Source organism: Nitrincola sp. A-D6 (genome assembly GCF_000764495.1).
GTDB lineage: Bacteria > Pseudomonadota > Gammaproteobacteria > Pseudomonadales > Balneatricaceae > Nitrincola.
Window position 1 is genome coordinate 1 of record NZ_JRLB01000048.1, and the last position, 17,649, is coordinate 17,649.

Genomic DNA, 17,649 nt, shown 5'->3' on the forward strand with positions numbered 1-17,649 from the left:
TTTACTTAACATATTAAGTAAGTCAACTCTAAATCTTCAACTTTACTTACATTGGCAAAACATCTAGTATTTGTCTTATCCGTTGGGGTGCCCGCAAAGGCTGAGAAGTGTTGATAACACTAACCCATCGAACCTGATACGGGTAATACCGGCGAAGGGAACGGGTAGTCTGCTGTTGTATTCCCCTATTCCACTCGCTCGTACGCCCGTTTTACCTGGAGCGTTTGAGTGATGTGTTCTAAATCTGATCTGCATTTATGTTCGTTACACCCTGTTACTCGGGGGTGGTCATGTCGGTAATTTCCATACTCGGTGCGGGTGTCGCCGGTCTTTGTGTCGCTAATGAGCTGTTGTCACGCGGCGCGTCTATTCGCGTGTTTGATAAACAGCCACAACCCGGCCCACATGCTTGCTCTTGGTGGGCCGGGGGATGCTGGCTCCTTTCTGTGAACGTGAAAGCGCTGAAGAGCCGGTGATCAGGTTTGGTGCTGAGGCGATTGACTGGTGGAGTGAGCACACAGGTGTGGTGGCGCGCAAGGGATCGCTGGTGTTGAGCACCACACGTGATCGTAACGAGTTAGTACGCTTTGGTAATCGTACCCGTGACTTTGCCTTACTGAATGAGGCCGAGGTAGCCGAGCTGGAGCCTGATCTGGGTGGCATATACGCCAGGCATTGCACTTTAGTGGTGAAGCCCATCTTGATCCGCGTGAAGCGCTGCTGAAACTGGCACAGAATCTCACCGATGCCGGGGTGCCGATTGAAGCCGGTGAGCCGGAGGCAGGCAGCGTGATTGTTGACTGTCGCGGTATGGCTGCACAGGATCAGTTGCCGGATATGCGTGGGGTTAAGGGCGAAATGCTGGTGCTGCACTGCCCTGGTTTGAACATTCAACGTCCGGTGCGCTTTATTCATCCGCGTATGCCGCTGTATATCGTGCCGCGTGGAGAGGGCATTTATATGCTCGGCGCGACCATGCTGGAAACGGCTGAAGGTCAGCGTCTCACGGTTCGTTCTGTGTTGGAATTGCTGTCAGCAGCCTATGCCCTGCATCCGGCCTTTGCGGAGGCGGAAATCATTGAAACCGGCGTGGATGTGCGCCCGGCCTTTGCCGATAACCTGCCGCGTATTCGCCGTATCAATGATGTCATTTATATCAATGGGCTGTATCGCCACGGCTATCTGCTGTCACCGGCTTTAGCGCGGTTGACCGCTGACCTGTTGTTGCTGAATAAACAGCCGGAGGCCTTTTATGAATCTTCTCTATAACGGCGAAACCCGCGAAACCCAAACCCGCTACCTGTCTGAACTTCTGCTTGAGTGTCAGGTGGATGAAAACGCTGTGGCCACTGCACTGAACGGTGACTTCGTGCCGCGTTCCCTGCGTGCCAGTACCACCTTGCAGGACGGTGATCGGGTTGAAGTTGTTGCACCGATGCAGGGAGGTTAGGGTGAAGTCATTTTATGGTACTGAACTATCCAGTGGACTGATGCTGGGCACCGCGCTTTACCCATCACCTGCGATTATGGCAGACGCCTTTGCCGTATCCGGCGCGGGCGTGGCAACTGTGTCTTTACGCCGTGAAAGTGCTGAAGGGCAGGCGTTCCGTGAGTTGATCAAAGATCTTAATGTGAAGCTGTTACCCAATACCGCTGGCTGCTACTCGGTTAAGGAAGCCGTAACCACGGCGCATATGGCGCGGGAGCTGTTCGATACTCCCTGGATAAAGCTGGAAGTGATCGGTCATGCCGATACCCTTCAACCCGATCCTTTCGGCTGGTGGAAGCGGCACGGATTCTGGCCGAGGATGGCTTTGAAGTTTTTCCCTACACCACTGATGATCTGGTGCTGGCTGATCGGCTGGTCGAAGCCGGTTGCCGGGTGTTGATGCCCTGGGGTTCACCCATCGGCTCCGGCCTGGGGCTGAACAATGAGTATGGCCTGCGTACTCTGCGTAACTATTTTCCAGACATTCCTTTAGTTGTCGACGCGGGTCTGGGTTTGCCCTCACATGCGGCTCGGGCGATGGAACTGGGGTATGACGCTGTGCTGCTGAACACCGCGGTGGCGAAAGCGGGTGATCCTGTGGCTATGGCCAAAGCCTTTGCGCTTGCCGTTGAAGCGGGGCAGCAGGCTTTAACGCTGGCCCCATGGAGCCTCGTGATATGGCATCTCCTTCAACCCCGGTAATAGGTAAGGCCTGGTTATGAATTCAGCCCAGCGTTTTTATCCGATTTTCGATTCATCTGATTGGTTGCAGCGCTTGCTGCCACTGGGCATCAAGCTGGCGCAGCTGCGCATCAAACATACAGATCAACAGTTTTTGCGTGCCGAAATTCGCCGCAGTTTACAGCTGGCGCGACAGTATGGCACCGCGCTGGTGATCAATGATCACTGGCAGCTGGCGCTGGAAGAGGGGCCGACTGGCTGCACTTGGGCCAGGAAGATATAGAGCAGGCCGATGTTAGCGCTATTCGCAAGGCCGGTATGCGTCTGGGGATTAGTACTCATAGCCATGCTGAGCTGGATACGGCTCTGCAGTATCAGCCGGATTATCTGGCGCTGGGGCCGGTATACCCGACGCAAACCAAACAGATGCCTTGGGACCCACAGGGTCTGGAACGTGTTTCAGAGTGGAAGCAGCGTATCGGTACGACGCCGCTTTGCGCCATAGGGGGTATCAGTCTGGAACGTGCCCCAGGTGTGTTTACAGCGGGGGCTGACCTGATAGCTGTGGTCAGCGACATAACGGCAGCAACCAATCCGGAAGGTCGAGTGCAGGATTGGCTGGCGTTGGTGAACACTCATCAACCCGAAGACCGACCCGATTGCCGACTAGAGAGTAGTCCAGAGGATCCAGCTGATGAGCACTAGAATTGCCAATGTGCTGACAATTGCCGGTTCCGACAGCGGCGGTGGGGCCGGTATTCAGGCTGATCTTAAGACCTTCAGTGCCATGGGTGTTTACGGTGCCTCAGTAATCTGCGCGCTGACCGCTCAGAACACCTGCGATGTGCGTGACGTCTACCCGGTACCACCTGCGTTTATTACCGCGCAGATGCAGGCGGTGTTTGATGATATCGACATTGATGCCGTCAAAATTGGCATGCTGGGTGATGCCGAGACTGTGCGCTGTGTGGCGACGCAGCTCAGGCAGGTTAAGCCGAAATGGTTGGTATTGGATCCGGTCATGATTGCCAAAAGCGGTGATCGTTTACTGGCCAATGCAGCGGTTGAAGTGCTGTGTACCGAGCTGATTCCACAAGCAACATTAATCACACCCAACCTGCCGGAAGCGGCGGTGTTAACCGGGCTGCCAGAGCCGGATTGCATTGAATCCATGTACGCCATGATGGATGCGCTGATAGCGCTGGGTGCTGGTGCGGTGCTGTTAAAAGGTGGCCATCTGGAAAATAGCCAGATCTGTCATGACCTGTTGGCTGTGGCGGGTGAGGTACATCACTTTCAGGCACCGCGTATAGCTACATTGAATACCCACGGCACCGGTTGTTCTATGGCATCCGCCATTGCCGCGCTGCTGGCCCGAGGCAACACCCTGCCTGAGGCTGTCGAAAAAGCCAAATCCTGGCTCAGTGGTGCCATTGCTGCTGCCAACCAATTAAGTGTCGGCCAGGGGCAGGGGCCGGTACAGCATTTTTACCAGTTGTGGCGTTAATCCGGATTTACTTGCCACACTACAATTAAAGGACCAAGACGATGAATCAACACAACACCCATTTAAGTCAGACGGCGCAGGTTGATGCGCAATCTGTGCAACCCTTCCCTAATTCACGCAAAGTCTACCTGGAGGGCAGTCGCCCGGATATCCGTGTGCCGATGCGTGAAATCAGCCTGGCAGATACGCCGACGGCATCTGTGCCAGAAGCCAATGCGCCACTGTATGTGTATGACACGTCAGGCCTCTATACCGACCCCGACGCCAGTATTGATGTGCGTAAAGGGCTACCAGCTTTGCGTGAGCAATGGATAGAGGAGCGCGGTGATACGGAACTGCTGACGGGTTTGTCATCTGAGTATGGGCGCGCTCGAGCCGCCGATCTGCGCCTGGATGAGCTGCGTTTTGATCTGCAACGTAAACCGCGTCGCGCTAAACCCGGGCAGAATGTGACCCAATTGCATTATGCGCGTCAGGGCATTATTACTCCGGAAATGGAATTTATCGCCATCCGCGAGAACATGCGTTTGACTAAGCAGCATGCGGATAACCCGCTGTTGGCACAGCAGCATCCGGGGCAGGCCTTTGGTGCCAAACTACCGGATGAGATTACCCCCGAGTTTGTCCGTGCTGAAGTGGCGGCTGGCCGTGCCATTATTCCCTGCAATATTAACCACCCGGAACTGGAACCGATGATCATTGGCCGGAATTTTCTGGTCAAGATCAACGGCAATATCGGTAACTCGGCATTAACCTCTTCCATCGAAGATGAAGTGGAAAAAATGACCTGGGGAACCCGCTGGGGTGCAGATACCATCATGGATCTGTCCACCGGCAAGAACATTCATGAGACCCGCGAGTGGATCCTGCGTAACTCGCCAGTTCCTATCGGCACCGTACCCATCTATCAGGCGCTGGAGAAGGTGAATGGCGTGGCCGAAGACCTCAACTGGGAGGTATTCCGCGATACCCTGATAGAGCAGGCCGAGCAGGGCGTAGATTATTTCACCATACATGCCGGTGTGCTGCTGCGTTATGTCCCCATGACGGCTAAGCGTATGACTGGGATCGTTTCCCGCGGCGGCTCTATCCTGGCGAAGTGGTGTCTGGCACATCATCAGGAAAACTTCCTCTACACCCATTTTGAAGATATCTGTGAGATCTGCAAAGCCTATGATGTGGGCTTCTCTCTGGGCGATGGCTTACGTCCTGGCTCTGTGTATGATGCCAATGATGAAGCGCAGTTTGCCGAACTGGAAACCCTGGGTGAGCTAACGAAAATAGCCTGGAAGCATGATGTACAGGTAATGATTGAAGGCCCGGGACATGTGCCGATGCACATGATCAAAGAGAATATGGACAAGCAGATTGAAGTCTGTGATGAAGCGCCTTTTTATACGCTTGGGCCACTGACTACCGATATTGCACCGGGATACGACCATATCACCTCCGGTATCGGTGCAGCGATGATTGGCTGGTATGGCTGTGCCATGCTCTGCTACGTGACCCCAAAGAGCATCTGGGCTTGCCGAACAAGGATGATGTTAAAACCGGCATTATCACCTACAAAATTGCCGCCCATGCCGCCGATCTGGCTAAGGGTCATCCCGGTGCACAGATTCGCGACAATGCCATGTCCAAGGCACGCTTCGAGTTCCGCTGGGAAGATCAGTTTAATATAGGTCTGGACCCGGATACAGCACGTGCTTTCCATGATGAAACCCTGCCGAAAGACTCCGCCAAGGTGGCGCATTTCTGTTCCATGTGCGGCCCAAAATTCTGTTCGATGAAAATCTCTCAGGAAGTGCGGGATCTGGATGCGGCCCAGATTGCGGCGATGCAGAATCAGGCACAGGAAGGCATGCAGGAGAAGTCAGCCGAGTTTAAAGCCACGGGTGCAGCGATCTATCATAAAGCGTGACTAAAAATAACCCATAGATATATAAGCTTAATTATTGACAATAATAATCATTATTATTAATAATGCGCCTTTATTTCTTTGTCTATGGAGTTGATGATGTGTCATAAGATAGTACGTAGTTTCAAGCGTAGTATTTATCTTGCGTGTGTGGCTTAAGTCTGGTGCTGGTTTCCCTGTCATCCCATGCCGAAACAAAGGTAATTAAGGATATTCTGGGGCGCGAAGTCACGGTGCAGATGCCGCTGGAGCGGGTTTTTCTGGGCTTTTACTACACCGACTATATGGCGATCGGTGGTGTAGAGGCCTTTGACAAGGTGGTTGGTTTTTCTAAAGATGTCTGGACCGTCTGGACGCCCGCCAGTTGGGAGTTATACAGCAGTCAGCTTCCCCAATTGAATGATATTGCGGATGTCGGCGAAGTCGAAGCCGGGACTTTTTCACTGGAAAAACTGCTGTCGCTGAATCCTGACCTGGCTGTTTTGGCTGATTGGCAATTCAAGGCGCTGGGGCCTGATGTAGACCGTATAGAGGCCGCTGGTATTCCGGTTGTTGTGGTTGATTATAATGCCCAGACACTCGAGCGCCATTTGCAAAGTACGTTGATTTTGGGCCAGATCACTGGACAGGAAGCGCGTGCACAGCAAATTGCGGATCAATATCAGGCCAATGTTGAAGTGGTTGCTCAGCGTATTGCCGCCTCAGATAAGGCTAAACCCAGAGTCTATGTTGAGTTTGGCAACAAGGGCCCCGCTGAATACAGCTTTACCTATGGCAAGAATATGTGGGGCTCCGTTATCAATCTGGCCGGCGGTGACAATATTGCCGCACCCTTTGTTGAATGGTGGGGCCCGATGAATCCGGAACAGGTGCTGGTCTCTAACCCTGAGGTGATTATTATCTCTGGACGGGAAACCGAGTTAACTAAAAATCAGGAAGCCATGGTGCTGGGTGTTGGCATAGAGCAATCAGAAGCTGAGCGTCGTCTGCAGGGCTTTAGTCAGCGCTCTGGCTGGAGTGAACTGGATGCGATCAAGAACGGGCAGCTTTTTGGTGTCTATCAGGGCGCTTCCAGAACCATAGCCGACAGTGCGATGGTTCAGTATTTTGCCAAGGTTTTTTATCCTGAGCTGTTTGCTGATCTTGATCCGTTACAGACCTATCTGGATTTTCATGCCGAATACCTTCCCGTAGTGCCGCAAGGTACCTTCATGGTTCACGCTGACCAGGCGGTACGGTAATTCAATGCAACTGGAAACTTCGCTGGATAATGTAGTTGTCGCCCAACGCCATCTGGAACGACGGCGTTGGCGTATTGTTGCCATTTTCTGTGTAATCGCTGGTATCAGCCTGATTCTGGATATTGCTACTGGTCCATCAATGCTGTCACCTAAAACGGTGTTTATGGCGTTGATAGGCTCAGACCAGATCACTGCCATGACCCAGGTGATCGTGTATGACATGCGCCTGCCTACGGCATTAATGGCGCTTGTTGTCGGGCAGCATTGGGTGTTGGTGGTGCGGAAATCCAGACGCTGCTGAATAATCCCATGGCCAGCCCCTACACCTTAGGGTTGGCCGCTGCTGCTGGCTTGGGGGCTTCATTGGTGATTGCCTTTGGCAGTTTTGGTTTGCCCTTGATGTTTGCCGTACCGATAGGCGCTTTTTTGATGACCATGCTGGCATCAGCGGTGCTGTTTTTATTTGCATCCATGTCCAGAGTGTCTTCAGCCATGCTGGTACTGGCCGGTATTGCCTTGCTGTTTTTGTTTCAGTCCTTGTTGTCGTTGGTGCAGTATCTGTCGGCACCCGAAGTCAGCCAGCAGATTCTGTTCTGGCTGTTTGGCAATCTGAGCAAAACAACCTGGACAAACCTGCTGATTACATCGGTGGTTGCCAGCATTTGCATTACGCTGTTGCTTCGCGATGCCTGGAAACTAACGGCATTGCGACTGGGAGAAACCCGTGCGGCTACTCTGGGCGTGAATACCCAGAGGTTAAGGCTTAAGGTGCTGTTTCTGGTGGCGGTGATGACCTCCGTGGCGATCAGCTTTGTTGGGGTGATTGGCTTTATCGGACTGGTGGCTCCGCATGTTGCGCGCTTGCTGGTCGGTGAAGATCAGCGTTTTTTTGTGCCGTTAGCGATGGTTACAGGGGCGGCATTCCTGTCAGTGTCTTCGGTGCTTTCCAAAACAATTATCCCGGTGCCTTGTTTCCGGTTGGCATAGTGACGGCGTTGGTCGGCGTGCCTTTCTTTTTCTGGATTATGCTGAGCAGGAAGTAAACAGATGTGTCTTGAAATAGAAAATGTGACCATTATGCGAGGCGATCAATGCACCGCTAGAGGGATCAGTGCAACATTTCATCCTGGTAAGCTGTATGCCATTCTGGGACCCAATGGAACAGGCAAATCATCACTGCTGAAAGCCTTGTTTGGTGAGGTTCGCATTGCCTCTGGCCGTATTCTTCAAGGCGGCCAACCAATGTTGCCCAAGCGACTGGGGCATTGGCGGAACTCCATAGGCTATATGCCGCAGGGGACAGAACTGGATGCGGCCTTGACCGTATTAGAAGTGGTGTTACTTGGGCAGATGGACGCTTTGCATATGCATATCAGTGATGATCAGATGCATAAAGCCTTGAAGTTTATGCAGCGCGTGGGCATCGCTGATCTGGCACATCGTGATATTCAGAGTCTCAGTGGCGGTCAACGTCAGTTGGCTTTGTTCTGCCAGGTATTGCTCAGAGATCCGCAAGTGCTGTTACTGGATGAACCGGTCAGTGCGCTGGATATGCACCATCAGCTGTCGCTGTTGAACCAGGTCTTTCGAGAAACCCGCGACAGAAAACTGATTACCATTGCCGTACTGCATGATTTGAGTCTGGCCGCACAGTTTGCCGATGAAGTGCTGTTGTTGGGTGATGGCGTGATTCAGGCATCCGGATCACCTAAAGCGGTCTTTGACCCAGAGGTCATAGGGCGTTTGTACGATGTTCAGGTTGAACTATTACATGATAAAGCGGGTGCGCCGGTAATTCGTCCGGTGCGTCCGCACTATGTTGATCAAGGAGCGTTAGTGTGAAAATGAAGATCGGAGTGTTATTGATCGCTTTGGGGGTCTGCTTACAGGCCAATGCTGAAGAGCATCAGGTGAAGATGCTTAACTTCGGAACCGATGGTGGTATGGTGTTTGAGCCGGGGTTTATTCAGGTCAATCCGGGCGACAGCGTGACATTTTTGCCTGAAAACACCGGCCATAATGTCAAGTCTCATAGCGTGCCGACGGGGGCTTCGTCATGGCAGAGTGAGCTGGATGAACCCTTTACCGTGACGCTCGATCAGGAAGGGGTGTATGTATACTATTGCCCACCTCACCTGATGATGAACATGGTGGGTGTGATTCAGGTAGGCGAGCAGGTGGATGCCGCCAGTCGGGATGAGGTGACTGAGCAGGCTGAGCAATTAGGTCGCCGTGCATTTCAGAACTCTGCGCGCCTTGGCAGTTTGATGCAGCAGATTACCTGGTCTGAATAGTGATCACCTTTACCACCTGTAAACGCTGGCCTTTGCCAGGTAAGGCTCTGCAGTTAGTCTGCCAATCGCTTGCCGCGAGAGGCCTGGCGACTGAGTGCGTGCCCTGGCAGGAGATGGATTACCAGCGTCTTGCGCAGACCCAGGTACTATTGCCCTTGGCGGCCTGGGACTATAGCGAGTCTCCCGAGGCGTTTGCGCAGTGGCTGAAGGGGGCGGTAGAACAGGGTGTGGGTGTACTCAATGCACCTGAACTCATCCAATGGAATATGAATAAACGCTATTTGCTCGACCTGGCTGAGCAGGGTGTTAAAACTATCCCGACCCGATTTCTTAACAAGGCTGATCCGGCTGAACTGAAGGCGGTTTTATCTGACGGTGGTTGGGATGACGTGGTGATTAAGCCTGCTTGTGGTCAAAGTGGTAATGGCGTACAGCGTTATTCTGTGAAGGCCTTGACGCCACCCATGTTGACTGAGCAGAGTTTTAATCAGGGATGGATAGTGCAGCCTTTTATGCCGGAAATACAGCAGGTCGGTGAAATGTCCCTGTGCTTTTTATGGGGAGCCTACTCGCATGCAGTGAAGCGCATGCCTGCCAAGGGCGAGTGGCGAGCCAACTCTCAGTATGCTGCTGCCGTTAGCCGGTTTATGCCGGATGATGACACGATCAACACAGTCCAGCATATTTTACAGCAGCTTCCCAATGCAACAGCCTATGCCAGAGTTGATGGCCTGTTGACCAGGAGCGGTTTTGTGCTCAGTGAGTTGGAGTTGATTGAACCGGCCATGTTTCTGGACCTGCTACCTGCGCTGTGGAAACCTTCTCTACGGGGCTGGCGCGTTTTATGGGGAAATAATAAGGGCAATGTTCCCAGAGGGACTGCCGAAACCGACAGACCTCTGGGCAGTCTGATGCTTAGAAATTCAGGCTGGCCGTGACACCAAAGGTACGTGGCGCACCTAATTGATAATAGGGGCGATCGTCATAACCGATGCGGGGATCATTACCAAAGAAAAATCCACGCTCGGCATAGGTCTTGTTACCCAGGTTTCGTCCCCATAAACGAATCGACCAGTCGGCTGTTTTGTAGCCGATATGGGCATTCATCAGGGTGTAATCCCAGGAACGGGCATCGTGACTGTCGGAGAAATAGAAGCGGTCCATACCTTCCAGGCTGGCACCACTAAACCAGCCGCTGCCGGTATCATAGGCCAGGCCTAACTGATACTGCCAGTGAGGCGCATGGGCGACATCACGACGGTGGATGGAAGCGCGCTGATCTTTGACCTGTGTTTGCAACAGTCCTGTCATGCCATACACACTGACGCCAGAATCCAGTGCATAGTTGAACTGGAATTCGGCACCGTAGTTATTCACCCGCTTGGCATTGTACAGATAGTCGACAAAGCCAACCTGATTAGCGGTTGATAGCTGCCACGTAGCTGCGCATCCTCACGTTGCTGATAAAACAGCGCTGTTTGTGTTTGCAGCCGATCGTTCAGATAGCTGCCTTTGCTACCGACCTCGTAGTTCCAAAGCGTTTCGGTGTTGAACTCACGCAGATCGGCGGCAAGTTCAGCTTCACTAAATCCCCCGTTAATACCACCAACTTTGTATCCGCGTGACAGGCTGGCATAGAGGGTGGTATTGGCATTCATCAGGTAATCGATAGCCAAGCGACCACCCCAGAGATGCTCTGTTTTCGAAAAACTGTACCCATAGAGTCATCATAACGAGATCGGTTGATTTCAGTCCGTAAGCCTGAGGTCAGAATCAGTCTGTCGTTCAGATCGGTTTCCAGTTCGCCATAAACTGAAATGCGTCGGGTAGAGTAATCACTAAACAGCTTGTCAGTTAAGTAGGTATAGGTTCGGTTCAGTGTCTGGTCTTGCTGAAATGCATAGATGCCAGTTGTCCAGCGTGTAGAATTATTCAGTATTTCTCCGCCAGGCATGGAAACCCAGCGCAACTCAGCGGTGGATGTGTCTGTAGCGCGACGATACTGGTCATACGCGTTATAACCATCAGCATGAAAACCATCAAAAGCCCAATCCTCATCATAACCATAGTCACTGTCGGTAGCTGAATGGCTCAAGCGTGTTTCCAGTTGGTAGGCTTCGGCACCGGTCCAGACACTGTGCAGTGCCAGGGCTTTGCTGATCTGGCGGTCGCGCCCCGGTTCATCTGACAGGGTGCGTCGGTTGTTATCCAGACTGAAAGCATCGTAGCCATTGTCGATATCGGCATAAAAACCAGTAAGGTCGATCAGCAGCTCATCGGTGACAATCAGGCGTAGCTTGGCCCGCAGGAAAGTTTCATCAATATTGTTGGTGTCTTTACGGTTCAGGTAATCGTTACGCATGAAGCCGTCACTCGTATTCTGCTGAATGGCCAGACGCAGCCCGGCTTTATCATTCAGTGGCGTGCTGTAAATGCCGGTCAGGGAATGGCTGTTGTAGTTGCCAATACTGGCTTCCAGGCGGCCTTCAGGTTGTGTGGTTGGGTCGTTGGAACGCATATTAATCAACCCTGCCAGGGCGTTGCTACCATACAGGGTACCCTGAGGGCCGCTCAGAACTTCAACCTGTTGAATGTCCATTAAGCTGGCCGCCCCGGCAATATTGCTCATGTCGATACCATCAAGTAACACACCGACAGAGGGGTTCACATGTCCGACAAACTGGCTGCGCTCACCAACACCGCGGATCTGGTAGAAGCGTGCACGGGAACTGCCTTTAGCTGAGTTGACGTTGGGTGCCAGGCTCAGAGCATCTTCCAGGTGCTGACTTTCCTGCTGTTCCAGCGTTTGTGCCGAAATTACGGTGATACTGGCTGGAATGGCTTGCTGAGCTGCAGGGCGAAAGCCTGATGTCACTACAATCTCATTCAGAGTCACATTGGTGGTTTCGCTGGCATGGAGCCAGGTGGCGCTGATCAGGGCCGTGCTGAATAGCAGTGAAGGGTAGAAGGGTTTCATGTCAGTCTCCGGTTAGTATCGAAGACCCGGTCGCGCGCGAAGAAAGATCACTCAGAGTGGTTTCCTATTCCTACGCCGGCATCATCCGGATCAGGTTCAAAGGGTTCGCCAGGCGCATCTCAGGCATGTGATCATGCCACCCCTTAGGATATCGCAGCCGCTAGTACGGCCACTGCCATAGCATACTCGGTTGATCATGTTGGATACAACTGACTAATGGATAATACGCAGGTCGCTACATTAGAATTACTCTAGATACTTTGATTTTAAAGCAACTTTAGGTTTATTCTGTAATGGCCTTAAAGTATGGATGGATTCTGGTATGCATAGATGGTTATTAACACTAGTGTTTGTATGTTCGGGTGTGTTTGCTTTTGCGGCGGATGAATTCGTGCCGAGCCCGGCAACGCCGGAACAACTGAAGCAGATTCAGAAAGGCGGTTATGTACTGTTTGTTCGCCACGGTCCAACCGATTCATCCTATCCTGATCGTGTACCCATAGACCTGAATGATTGCACCACCCAGCGTCCTTTAACTGATGCCGGACGTGCGTTGATGGCGCAGGTGGGTGAGTATATACGTCAGGCCGACATTCCGATTGGTGAAATCTACAGTAGTCCGTTATGTCGGGCCAAAGAAACCGCTGATCTGTTGTTCGCTCAGACAAACTATGAGGTCGACGATGAGCTGATGTATGTGGCGGCTCTGACTGACACCGAAAAACAGCCGATCATTGCCAGAACCCAGTTTTTGTTATCTTCAGCCGTGCCTCCTGGTCATAATCGTGTGCTGGTCGCTCATGGTCCCAATATGGTTGAAGTGATGGAGTACTTTCCCGTTGAGGGTTCTCTGGTAATCATCGAAGCAGACGAGGTTCAAAAGCAATTTACCTACATTGCCAGTATAGAGCCGGATCACTGGCCCAGGCTTTTGGCTGAACAGGAGTAGGTTGATGAGAGCCGGCAAAACAGTATTGCTGATGTTCATGTTGCCGGCATTTCTGGTGCTGGTGTTATCCCTGCTGATAGGGTTGTTTTCGCTGAATAGTTTGAAATCACAGTATGTTGAAAGTAGTGATGTCCAGGAGGAAGACCTACAAACCTTGCATCACGAATCTATATTCAAAAGGGATATTTCTGAACTGCATGGCCGTGTGGTGGCTGTTTTAGATGGTGCACGCAAGCATCAATTCACTGATATTCAGTTGTATCGTGAGCATTCCCAGTTGGTCAATGATCTGGCCGTAATTGAGCAACTGGTGGATAGTCTGGCTGGATCAAACCTGCTTAGAGAGGTCAATCACAACTCCGTCCAGGGGTTGCAGCAGTCTTTTTCGGCCTACCGCCGACTGGTTATTATGGCCACTGAGATAGCAGCGATTGACCCGGATACCGCAGATACCTTTTTTGCTCAGGCTCAGGACAGTTTTAATGAATTTTCGGTTTTTACCGGCCGTATTTCCATGTTACTGACAGAGCGGACCATGCTGCGTGAAAAGCAAGCGCGGTCGAGGCATGAAGGTGCTTTTGTGCAGATTTTTATCTTTAGTTTATTGGGCGCCATACTGGTTCTGCTGATGGTGTTTGCCATTGCCTATCGGATTAGTAGCCATGTACGTGATATTGCGGATGCTCTTAGTAAACTGTCTTATGAAACTGAAACCGAATTGCGCTTACCGGCCATTGAGCATTTAAAAAACACCTCCCGCGGCGAATTTGGCCGTATTGCCAGTGCCCTGCTGGGATTTCGTGACAATATGGTACGGCGCATTCAGGCTGAGCAGGAAAATCACCGGCTGATTTTTTACGATGCCCTGACTGGCTTACCTAACCGGCGTTTGTTACAGGAGCAGTTACAGTACTCAGCGGGTGCCAGTTCGCGGGTGAGTAATTACCATGCACTGCTTTGGCTGGATATAGATCGCTTTAAAACCATCAATGATATACGCGGGCATCAGGCGGGTGACCAACTACTAGTCAGTTTTGCTGATACTATTCGTCTGCTGCTCAAAGAAGGGGATATGCTGGCACGTGTCGGCGGTGATGAGTTTGCTATTTTGCTGGAGCTCCCTCAAGGCCTGAAGTCGGATGCTGCCCTTGAGGCCGAGCGGGTTGCACTGGATATTTGTTCGAGAGTGGCGAAAGTCTATGAAGTGGAAGGGCATTCCCATTATTTAACCGTTAGTATCGGTATTGAGCTGTTTTCTGATAAAACCCTGAGCAGCGAAGACCTGCTCAATCAGGCTGAAGTTGCTAAATACCAGGCCAAGGATGCTGGACGTAACAGGGTATGTTTCTATGATCCGAGTATTCAGGTAGAGATAAATCGGCGCGCTGAGCTTGAAAATGAATTGCGCTCAGCGATAGAGAGGCGTGAATTGCGCTTATTTTATCAGCTGCAATATGATCAGTCTGCCCGGCCAGTTGGCGCAGAGGCCCTGTTGCGATGGCAGCATACTAAACGCGGACTGGTCTCACCGGCCGACTTTATTCCGCTGGCTGAAGAGACAGGCTTGATTGTGCCTATGGGAGAGTGGGTTCTGGTCACCGCTTGTGAATTACTGGCGCAGTGGCAACAGGATGAGCTGACACGTGATCTGCGGCTTGCGGTCAATGTCAGTGCTAAACAGTTCCTGCAGCCTGCATTTGTTGACATGGTGCTACAGATTTTACACCAGACGGGTGCCCGGGCAGACAGGTTAAAACTGGAACTCACGGAATCCGCGGTACTGGAAGATATAGAGCAAGCGATACAGAAAATGAAACTGCTTCGCGATCAAGGTGTGTCCTTTTCCATGGATGACTTTGGTACCGGCTATTCGTCGCTACAGTATTTAAAACGCCTGCCACTGGATCAGATCAAGATAGACCAGTCTTTTGTGCGTGATATTGTTGAAGACCCGGATGATGCGGTGATTATTCAAACCATTATTACGATGGGCAAAGCGCTTTCCATTGAGGTTATTGCTGAAGGGGTCGAAACTGCCGAACAGCGTGATCTGTTATTATCCTATGGTTGCCTGCATTATCAGGGCTACCTGTTTGCCAGACCTCTGCCAATAACCGAATGCATGGCCCTGCTTAAAACAGAGTGATAAATGACTGATGCAGATCAGCTATAGGATTTTGTCCATGCGAAATTTCTATACTAGACTGTGTACATAATATAGGAATGAGATCTGCTGACTCTGTCGATTTCAGGGTGAAAACGACGCAGGATTACCCTGAGGGATCATACCATGCAGTACTTACTCATTTTTTGCTTTCGCCACTTAGTGCGGTTGTTGGCTTTTTGTCTATTTTTCCTATCTGCATCTTCTGTGCTCTCAGATCAAAGCCAGTCTGTCCAGTCATCTAAAATGCCACTAAATTTTGGGGTATTTTCTTTTTTAGGTCAGGAGCAAACCGAAGCGAAATATGCACCGCTGGTGGCCTACTTGAATAGTGTGTTAACTGCAGAAGAGGTTGTATTGCATGTGCTGCCACAGGATGAGCTGAACCGGCGTATCCGTGATGGTGAGATCGACCTTGTAACCACCAACCCAACACATTTCCTGGTGGCGCGTGCCAACTATCCGCTTACCGGTGTGATCGCGACACTGATTGAATCCCATCATGGACAGCCAGCCTATCGATTAGGTGGCGCTATTATGACTGCAGCAGACCGAGCAGATATCAACAAATTGCAGGATATTAAAGGTAAGCGGGTGGCAATACCGAGTCGCCAGAATATGGGTGGCTATCGGGCGCAGGCGTATGAACTTTTTCGGCTGGGTATACACTTACCTGAGCATATCCAGGAGCTGCTGGAGCTGGGTACACACCGTGAAGCTGTATTCGCTGTTCTGGATGGTCGTGCGGATGTGGCGTTTGTGCGTGATGGTATTATCGAGCAGATGCAGCGCGAGGGACTGTTGCAGGAACACGCTATTAAATTGATTAATCCACAACACAATCCTGGTTTTGCTCACAAGGTATCCACGCGTCTCTACCCTGAATGGCCGGTATTTGCTCTGCCGCATGTGAATGATCGCTCTGTGCGCCATGTGGCGGCTGCACTTTTTTCACTGGAGCCGGAACACCCGGCCGCGCAGCAGGCCGGCATTTATGGTTTTACCGTACCTGCTGATTATTTGTCGGTCGAAGCTCTGGCACGTGCTTTGCGTTTACCCCCGTTTGATACAGCGCCTGATTTTACCTTTATGGATGCCTGGGAACGCTGGAAGCCCTTAATACTGACCACCATGCTGGCTGCCATTGTTATTCTGTTGCTGAGCCTGGCTCTGTTGTGGCACTGGGGTAAAGCGCATATTGAGCGGGTACGTTTCAGAACCTTGTTACAGGGGCTGGGTGAAGGCGTTTATGGAGTTGATCGCCAGGGCCTTTGTACCTTTATCAATGCTGCCGCCTTGAAAATGTTGCAGGTGTCTGAATCAAAAGTGCTGGGGCAGGATCAGCACAGGTTGTTTCATCATCATTTTTCGGATGGCAAGTTCTACCCGCATACAGACTGTCCGATTGTTAAAACCCTGGAGGATGGTCGACAGCGTCAGCAGCGCGATTGGTTTTTGCGTTATGATGGCAGTGGCTTTCCGGTTGAAATGACTGTGACCCCTTGTTTGCCAAGGATCAAATCAGTGGTGCTGTTGTGGCTTTTTCTGATATTACCCAGCGCGTCAAGGCGGAAAGTGAAAACAAGCGCTTGACCGAGTATAACCGTATGCTGCTTGAATCAGCCGGTGATGGCATCTATGGATGTGATATGCATGGCTTTTGTACGTTTATCAATCCGGCCGCCCTGGATATGCTGGGTCTTGCGTATAACCATGTGATTGGCAAAGATCAGCATGCGTTGTTTCATTACCGTCATCCGGATGGGAGTGCGTATCATCATGATGATTGCCCGGTACATCAGGCTTTAACTCAGGGTAAGGTGCAGGAGTGCGAAGATTATTTTGTTCACAGCCGTGATCACACCTTCCCGGTGCACATGAAAGTGAGCCCGGTGTTCGAGGAAAATGAGCAGGTCGGTGCCGTGGTGGTATTTCAGGATATTACTAAACAAAAAGCTTTGGAGCAGCAGCTGATTGCGCTGACAACTACGGATGACCTGACTGGGTTGCATAATCGTCGCTATTTTCAGATGCAGTTGAAAAAAGAGTTCTTTCGTTATCAACGCTCTTTTGCTGATACTGCTGTATTGATGATCGATTTGGATCACTTCAAACACATTAATGACACCTATGGTCATGCTGCCGGTGATATGATTCTGAAAGAGTTTGCTGGAGTATTACTGCAGCAACAGCGTAATAGTGACCTGTCAGCACGGATTGGTGGAGAAGAGTTCGCCCTGTTGTTGCCGGATACCTCTTTGAAAGATGCAACTGTTTTTGCAAACAGGTTCAGAGAACAGGTGGCAGGTAAGGTGTTTCTGTTTGAAGATCAGAGCATTCATTTAACGGTGAGCATCGGTTGTACATTAATGACGCTGGATGATACCCGGCCGGATATGGCTCTGGCCAGAGCCGACCAGGCGCTCTAC

General features: G+C 51.4%; 18 protein-coding genes, 3 pseudogenes and 2 riboswitches. Of the genes and pseudogenes, 18 read left to right on the forward strand and 3 right to left on the reverse strand.

Annotated elements, in window-relative coordinates; genetic code table 11:
* The first annotated feature begins 73 nt into the window (after positions 1-73).
* Positions 74-177: riboswitch (TPP riboswitch) on the forward strand.
* Between the two features lie 113 nt (positions 178-290).
* The 14 genes and pseudogenes from LH51_RS24750 (at position 291) to LH51_RS08950 (ending at position 10,068) form a co-directional block, all read left to right on the forward strand.
* Positions 291-476, forward strand: a complete 186-nt coding sequence (locus LH51_RS24750; protein WP_200881936.1) for an FAD-dependent oxidoreductase — start codon at positions 291-293, stop codon at positions 474-476.
* Positions 431-724 (forward strand): hypothetical protein, encoded by a 294-nt coding sequence (locus LH51_RS21375; protein ID WP_200881937.1) that lies wholly within the window; start codon positions 431-433, stop codon positions 722-724. The genes LH51_RS24750 and LH51_RS21375 overlap by 46 nt, the downstream gene beginning before the upstream one ends.
* Positions 676-1,269 (forward strand): FAD-dependent oxidoreductase, encoded by a 594-nt coding sequence (locus LH51_RS21380; protein ID WP_200881938.1) that lies wholly within the window; start codon positions 676-678, stop codon positions 1,267-1,269. Before LH51_RS21375 ends, LH51_RS21380 begins: the two co-directional genes overlap by 49 nt.
* Positions 1,253-1,450, forward strand: coding sequence for a sulfur carrier protein ThiS (thiS, locus tag LH51_RS08905; RefSeq protein WP_036521658.1), 198 nt, complete (start codon positions 1,253-1,255; stop codon positions 1,448-1,450). The genes LH51_RS21380 and thiS overlap by 17 nt, the downstream gene beginning before the upstream one ends.
* A gap of 40 nt (positions 1,451-1,490) precedes the next feature.
* Positions 1,491-2,191, forward strand: a pseudogene (locus LH51_RS08910) (thiazole synthase).
* A gap of 16 nt (positions 2,192-2,207) precedes the next feature.
* Positions 2,208-2,875, forward strand: a pseudogene (locus LH51_RS08915) (thiamine phosphate synthase).
* On the forward strand, positions 2,865-3,677 hold the full coding sequence (gene thiD / locus LH51_RS08920) for a bifunctional hydroxymethylpyrimidine kinase/phosphomethylpyrimidine kinase (RefSeq protein WP_036521661.1): 813 nt from the start codon (positions 2,865-2,867) through the stop codon (positions 3,675-3,677). The pseudogene LH51_RS08915 and the gene thiD overlap by 11 nt, the downstream one beginning before the upstream one ends.
* Positions 3,678-3,718: 41 nt before the next feature.
* Positions 3,719-5,598: pseudogene (gene thiC / locus LH51_RS08925) on the forward strand (phosphomethylpyrimidine synthase ThiC).
* Positions 5,599-5,759: 161 nt separating this feature from the next.
* On the forward strand, positions 5,760-6,836 hold the full coding sequence (locus tag LH51_RS08930; protein WP_235263627.1) for an ABC transporter substrate-binding protein: 1,077 nt from the start codon (positions 5,760-5,762) through the stop codon (positions 6,834-6,836).
* 4 nt (positions 6,837-6,840) lie between these two features.
* Positions 6,841-7,137, forward strand: coding sequence for a hypothetical protein (locus LH51_RS22500; protein ID WP_235263628.1), 297 nt, complete (start codon positions 6,841-6,843; stop codon positions 7,135-7,137).
* 8 nt (positions 7,138-7,145) lie between these two features.
* Positions 7,146-7,823 (forward strand): FecCD family ABC transporter permease, encoded by a 678-nt coding sequence (locus LH51_RS08935; protein WP_235263629.1) that lies wholly within the window; start codon positions 7,146-7,148, stop codon positions 7,821-7,823.
* Positions 7,824-7,883: 60 nt separating this feature from the next.
* Positions 7,884-8,678: an ABC transporter ATP-binding protein gene (locus tag LH51_RS08940; RefSeq protein ID WP_036521666.1), complete on the forward strand. Its 795-nt coding sequence runs from the start codon at positions 7,884-7,886 to the stop codon at positions 8,676-8,678.
* A gap of 2 nt (positions 8,679-8,680) precedes the next feature.
* Positions 8,681-9,130 carry a pseudoazurin gene (locus LH51_RS08945; protein ID WP_052063617.1) on the forward strand — a complete coding sequence of 150 codons (450 nt, stop codon included), beginning with the start codon at positions 8,681-8,683 and terminating at the stop codon, positions 9,128-9,130.
* Positions 9,130-10,068, forward strand: a complete 939-nt coding sequence (locus LH51_RS08950) for an ATP-grasp domain-containing protein (RefSeq protein ID WP_052063611.1) — start codon at positions 9,130-9,132, stop codon at positions 10,066-10,068. Before LH51_RS08945 ends, LH51_RS08950 begins: the two co-directional genes overlap by 1 nt.
* Here the strand turns inward: LH51_RS08950 and LH51_RS19095 are convergent.
* The 3 genes from LH51_RS19095 to LH51_RS19105 are packed head-to-tail and all read right to left on the reverse strand — an operon-like array spanning position 10,046 to position 12,107.
* Positions 10,046-10,507, reverse strand: coding sequence for a TonB-dependent receptor (locus LH51_RS19095; RefSeq protein ID WP_052063612.1), 462 nt, complete (start codon positions 10,505-10,507; stop codon positions 10,046-10,048). The two genes, LH51_RS08950 and LH51_RS19095, sit on opposite strands and share 23 nt — an antisense overlap.
* Positions 10,504-10,806, reverse strand: a complete 303-nt coding sequence (locus LH51_RS19100; RefSeq protein WP_052063613.1) for a TonB-dependent receptor domain-containing protein — start codon at positions 10,804-10,806, stop codon at positions 10,504-10,506. The genes LH51_RS19095 and LH51_RS19100 overlap by 4 nt, the downstream gene beginning before the upstream one ends.
* A complete protein-coding gene (locus LH51_RS19105) occupies positions 10,788-12,107 on the reverse strand; it encodes a TonB-dependent receptor (protein WP_052063614.1) in 1,320 nt (439 codons plus the stop codon). The genes LH51_RS19100 and LH51_RS19105 overlap by 19 nt, the downstream gene beginning before the upstream one ends.
* A 50-nt stretch (positions 12,108-12,157) precedes the next feature.
* Positions 12,158-12,261, reverse strand: a riboswitch (TPP riboswitch).
* A 168-nt stretch (positions 12,262-12,429) separates the two neighbouring features.
* Here LH51_RS19105 and LH51_RS08960 point away from each other — a divergent pair.
* The 4 genes from LH51_RS08960 to LH51_RS19110 all read left to right on the forward strand — a co-directional run.
* Positions 12,430-13,056, forward strand: coding sequence for a histidine phosphatase family protein (locus tag LH51_RS08960; protein ID WP_052063615.1), 627 nt, complete (start codon positions 12,430-12,432; stop codon positions 13,054-13,056).
* Positions 13,057-13,060: 4 nt separating this feature from the next.
* Positions 13,061-15,202, forward strand: a complete 2,142-nt coding sequence (locus LH51_RS08965) for a putative bifunctional diguanylate cyclase/phosphodiesterase (protein ID WP_036521672.1) — start codon at positions 13,061-13,063, stop codon at positions 15,200-15,202.
* A gap of 264 nt (positions 15,203-15,466) precedes the next feature.
* On the forward strand, positions 15,467-16,813 hold the full coding sequence (locus tag LH51_RS08970) for a PhnD/SsuA/transferrin family substrate-binding protein (RefSeq protein ID WP_160173705.1): 1,347 nt from the start codon (positions 15,467-15,469) through the stop codon (positions 16,811-16,813).
* Positions 16,756-17,649, forward strand: an 894-nt coding sequence (locus LH51_RS19110; RefSeq protein WP_144244225.1) for a GGDEF domain-containing protein, incomplete at its 3' end; no start/stop codon positions are given. The genes LH51_RS08970 and LH51_RS19110, both read left to right, overlap by 58 nt.

Excerpts from the sequence above, each read along its gene's own strand:
- thiD (WP_036521661.1), top strand. The coding sequence starts at position 2,865 with ATGAGCACTAGAATTGCCAATGTGCTGACAATTGCCGGTTCCGACAGC.
- thiS (WP_036521658.1), top strand. The coding sequence starts at position 1,253 with ATGAATCTTCTCTATAACGGCGAAACCCGCGAAACCCAAACCCGCTAC.
- LH51_RS19105 (WP_052063614.1), bottom strand. The coding sequence starts at position 12,107 with ATGAAACCCTTCTACCCTTCACTGCTATTCAGCACGGCCCTGATCAGC.
- LH51_RS08965 (WP_036521672.1), top strand. The coding sequence starts at position 13,061 with ATGAGAGCCGGCAAAACAGTATTGCTGATGTTCATGTTGCCGGCATTT.
- LH51_RS22500 (WP_235263628.1), top strand. The coding sequence starts at position 6,841 with ATGCAACTGGAAACTTCGCTGGATAATGTAGTTGTCGCCCAACGCCAT.
- LH51_RS24750 (WP_200881936.1), top strand. The coding sequence starts at position 291 with ATGTCGGTAATTTCCATACTCGGTGCGGGTGTCGCCGGTCTTTGTGTC.
- LH51_RS08940 (WP_036521666.1), top strand. The coding sequence starts at position 7,884 with ATGTGTCTTGAAATAGAAAATGTGACCATTATGCGAGGCGATCAATGC.
- LH51_RS21375 (WP_200881937.1), top strand. The coding sequence starts at position 431 with ATGCTGGCTCCTTTCTGTGAACGTGAAAGCGCTGAAGAGCCGGTGATC.
- LH51_RS08960 (WP_052063615.1), top strand. The coding sequence starts at position 12,430 with ATGCATAGATGGTTATTAACACTAGTGTTTGTATGTTCGGGTGTGTTT.
- LH51_RS08945 (WP_052063617.1), top strand. The coding sequence starts at position 8,681 with ATGAAGATCGGAGTGTTATTGATCGCTTTGGGGGTCTGCTTACAGGCC.
- LH51_RS08935 (WP_235263629.1), top strand. The coding sequence starts at position 7,146 with ATGGCCAGCCCCTACACCTTAGGGTTGGCCGCTGCTGCTGGCTTGGGG.
- LH51_RS08970 (WP_160173705.1), top strand. The coding sequence starts at position 15,467 with ATGCCACTAAATTTTGGGGTATTTTCTTTTTTAGGTCAGGAGCAAACC.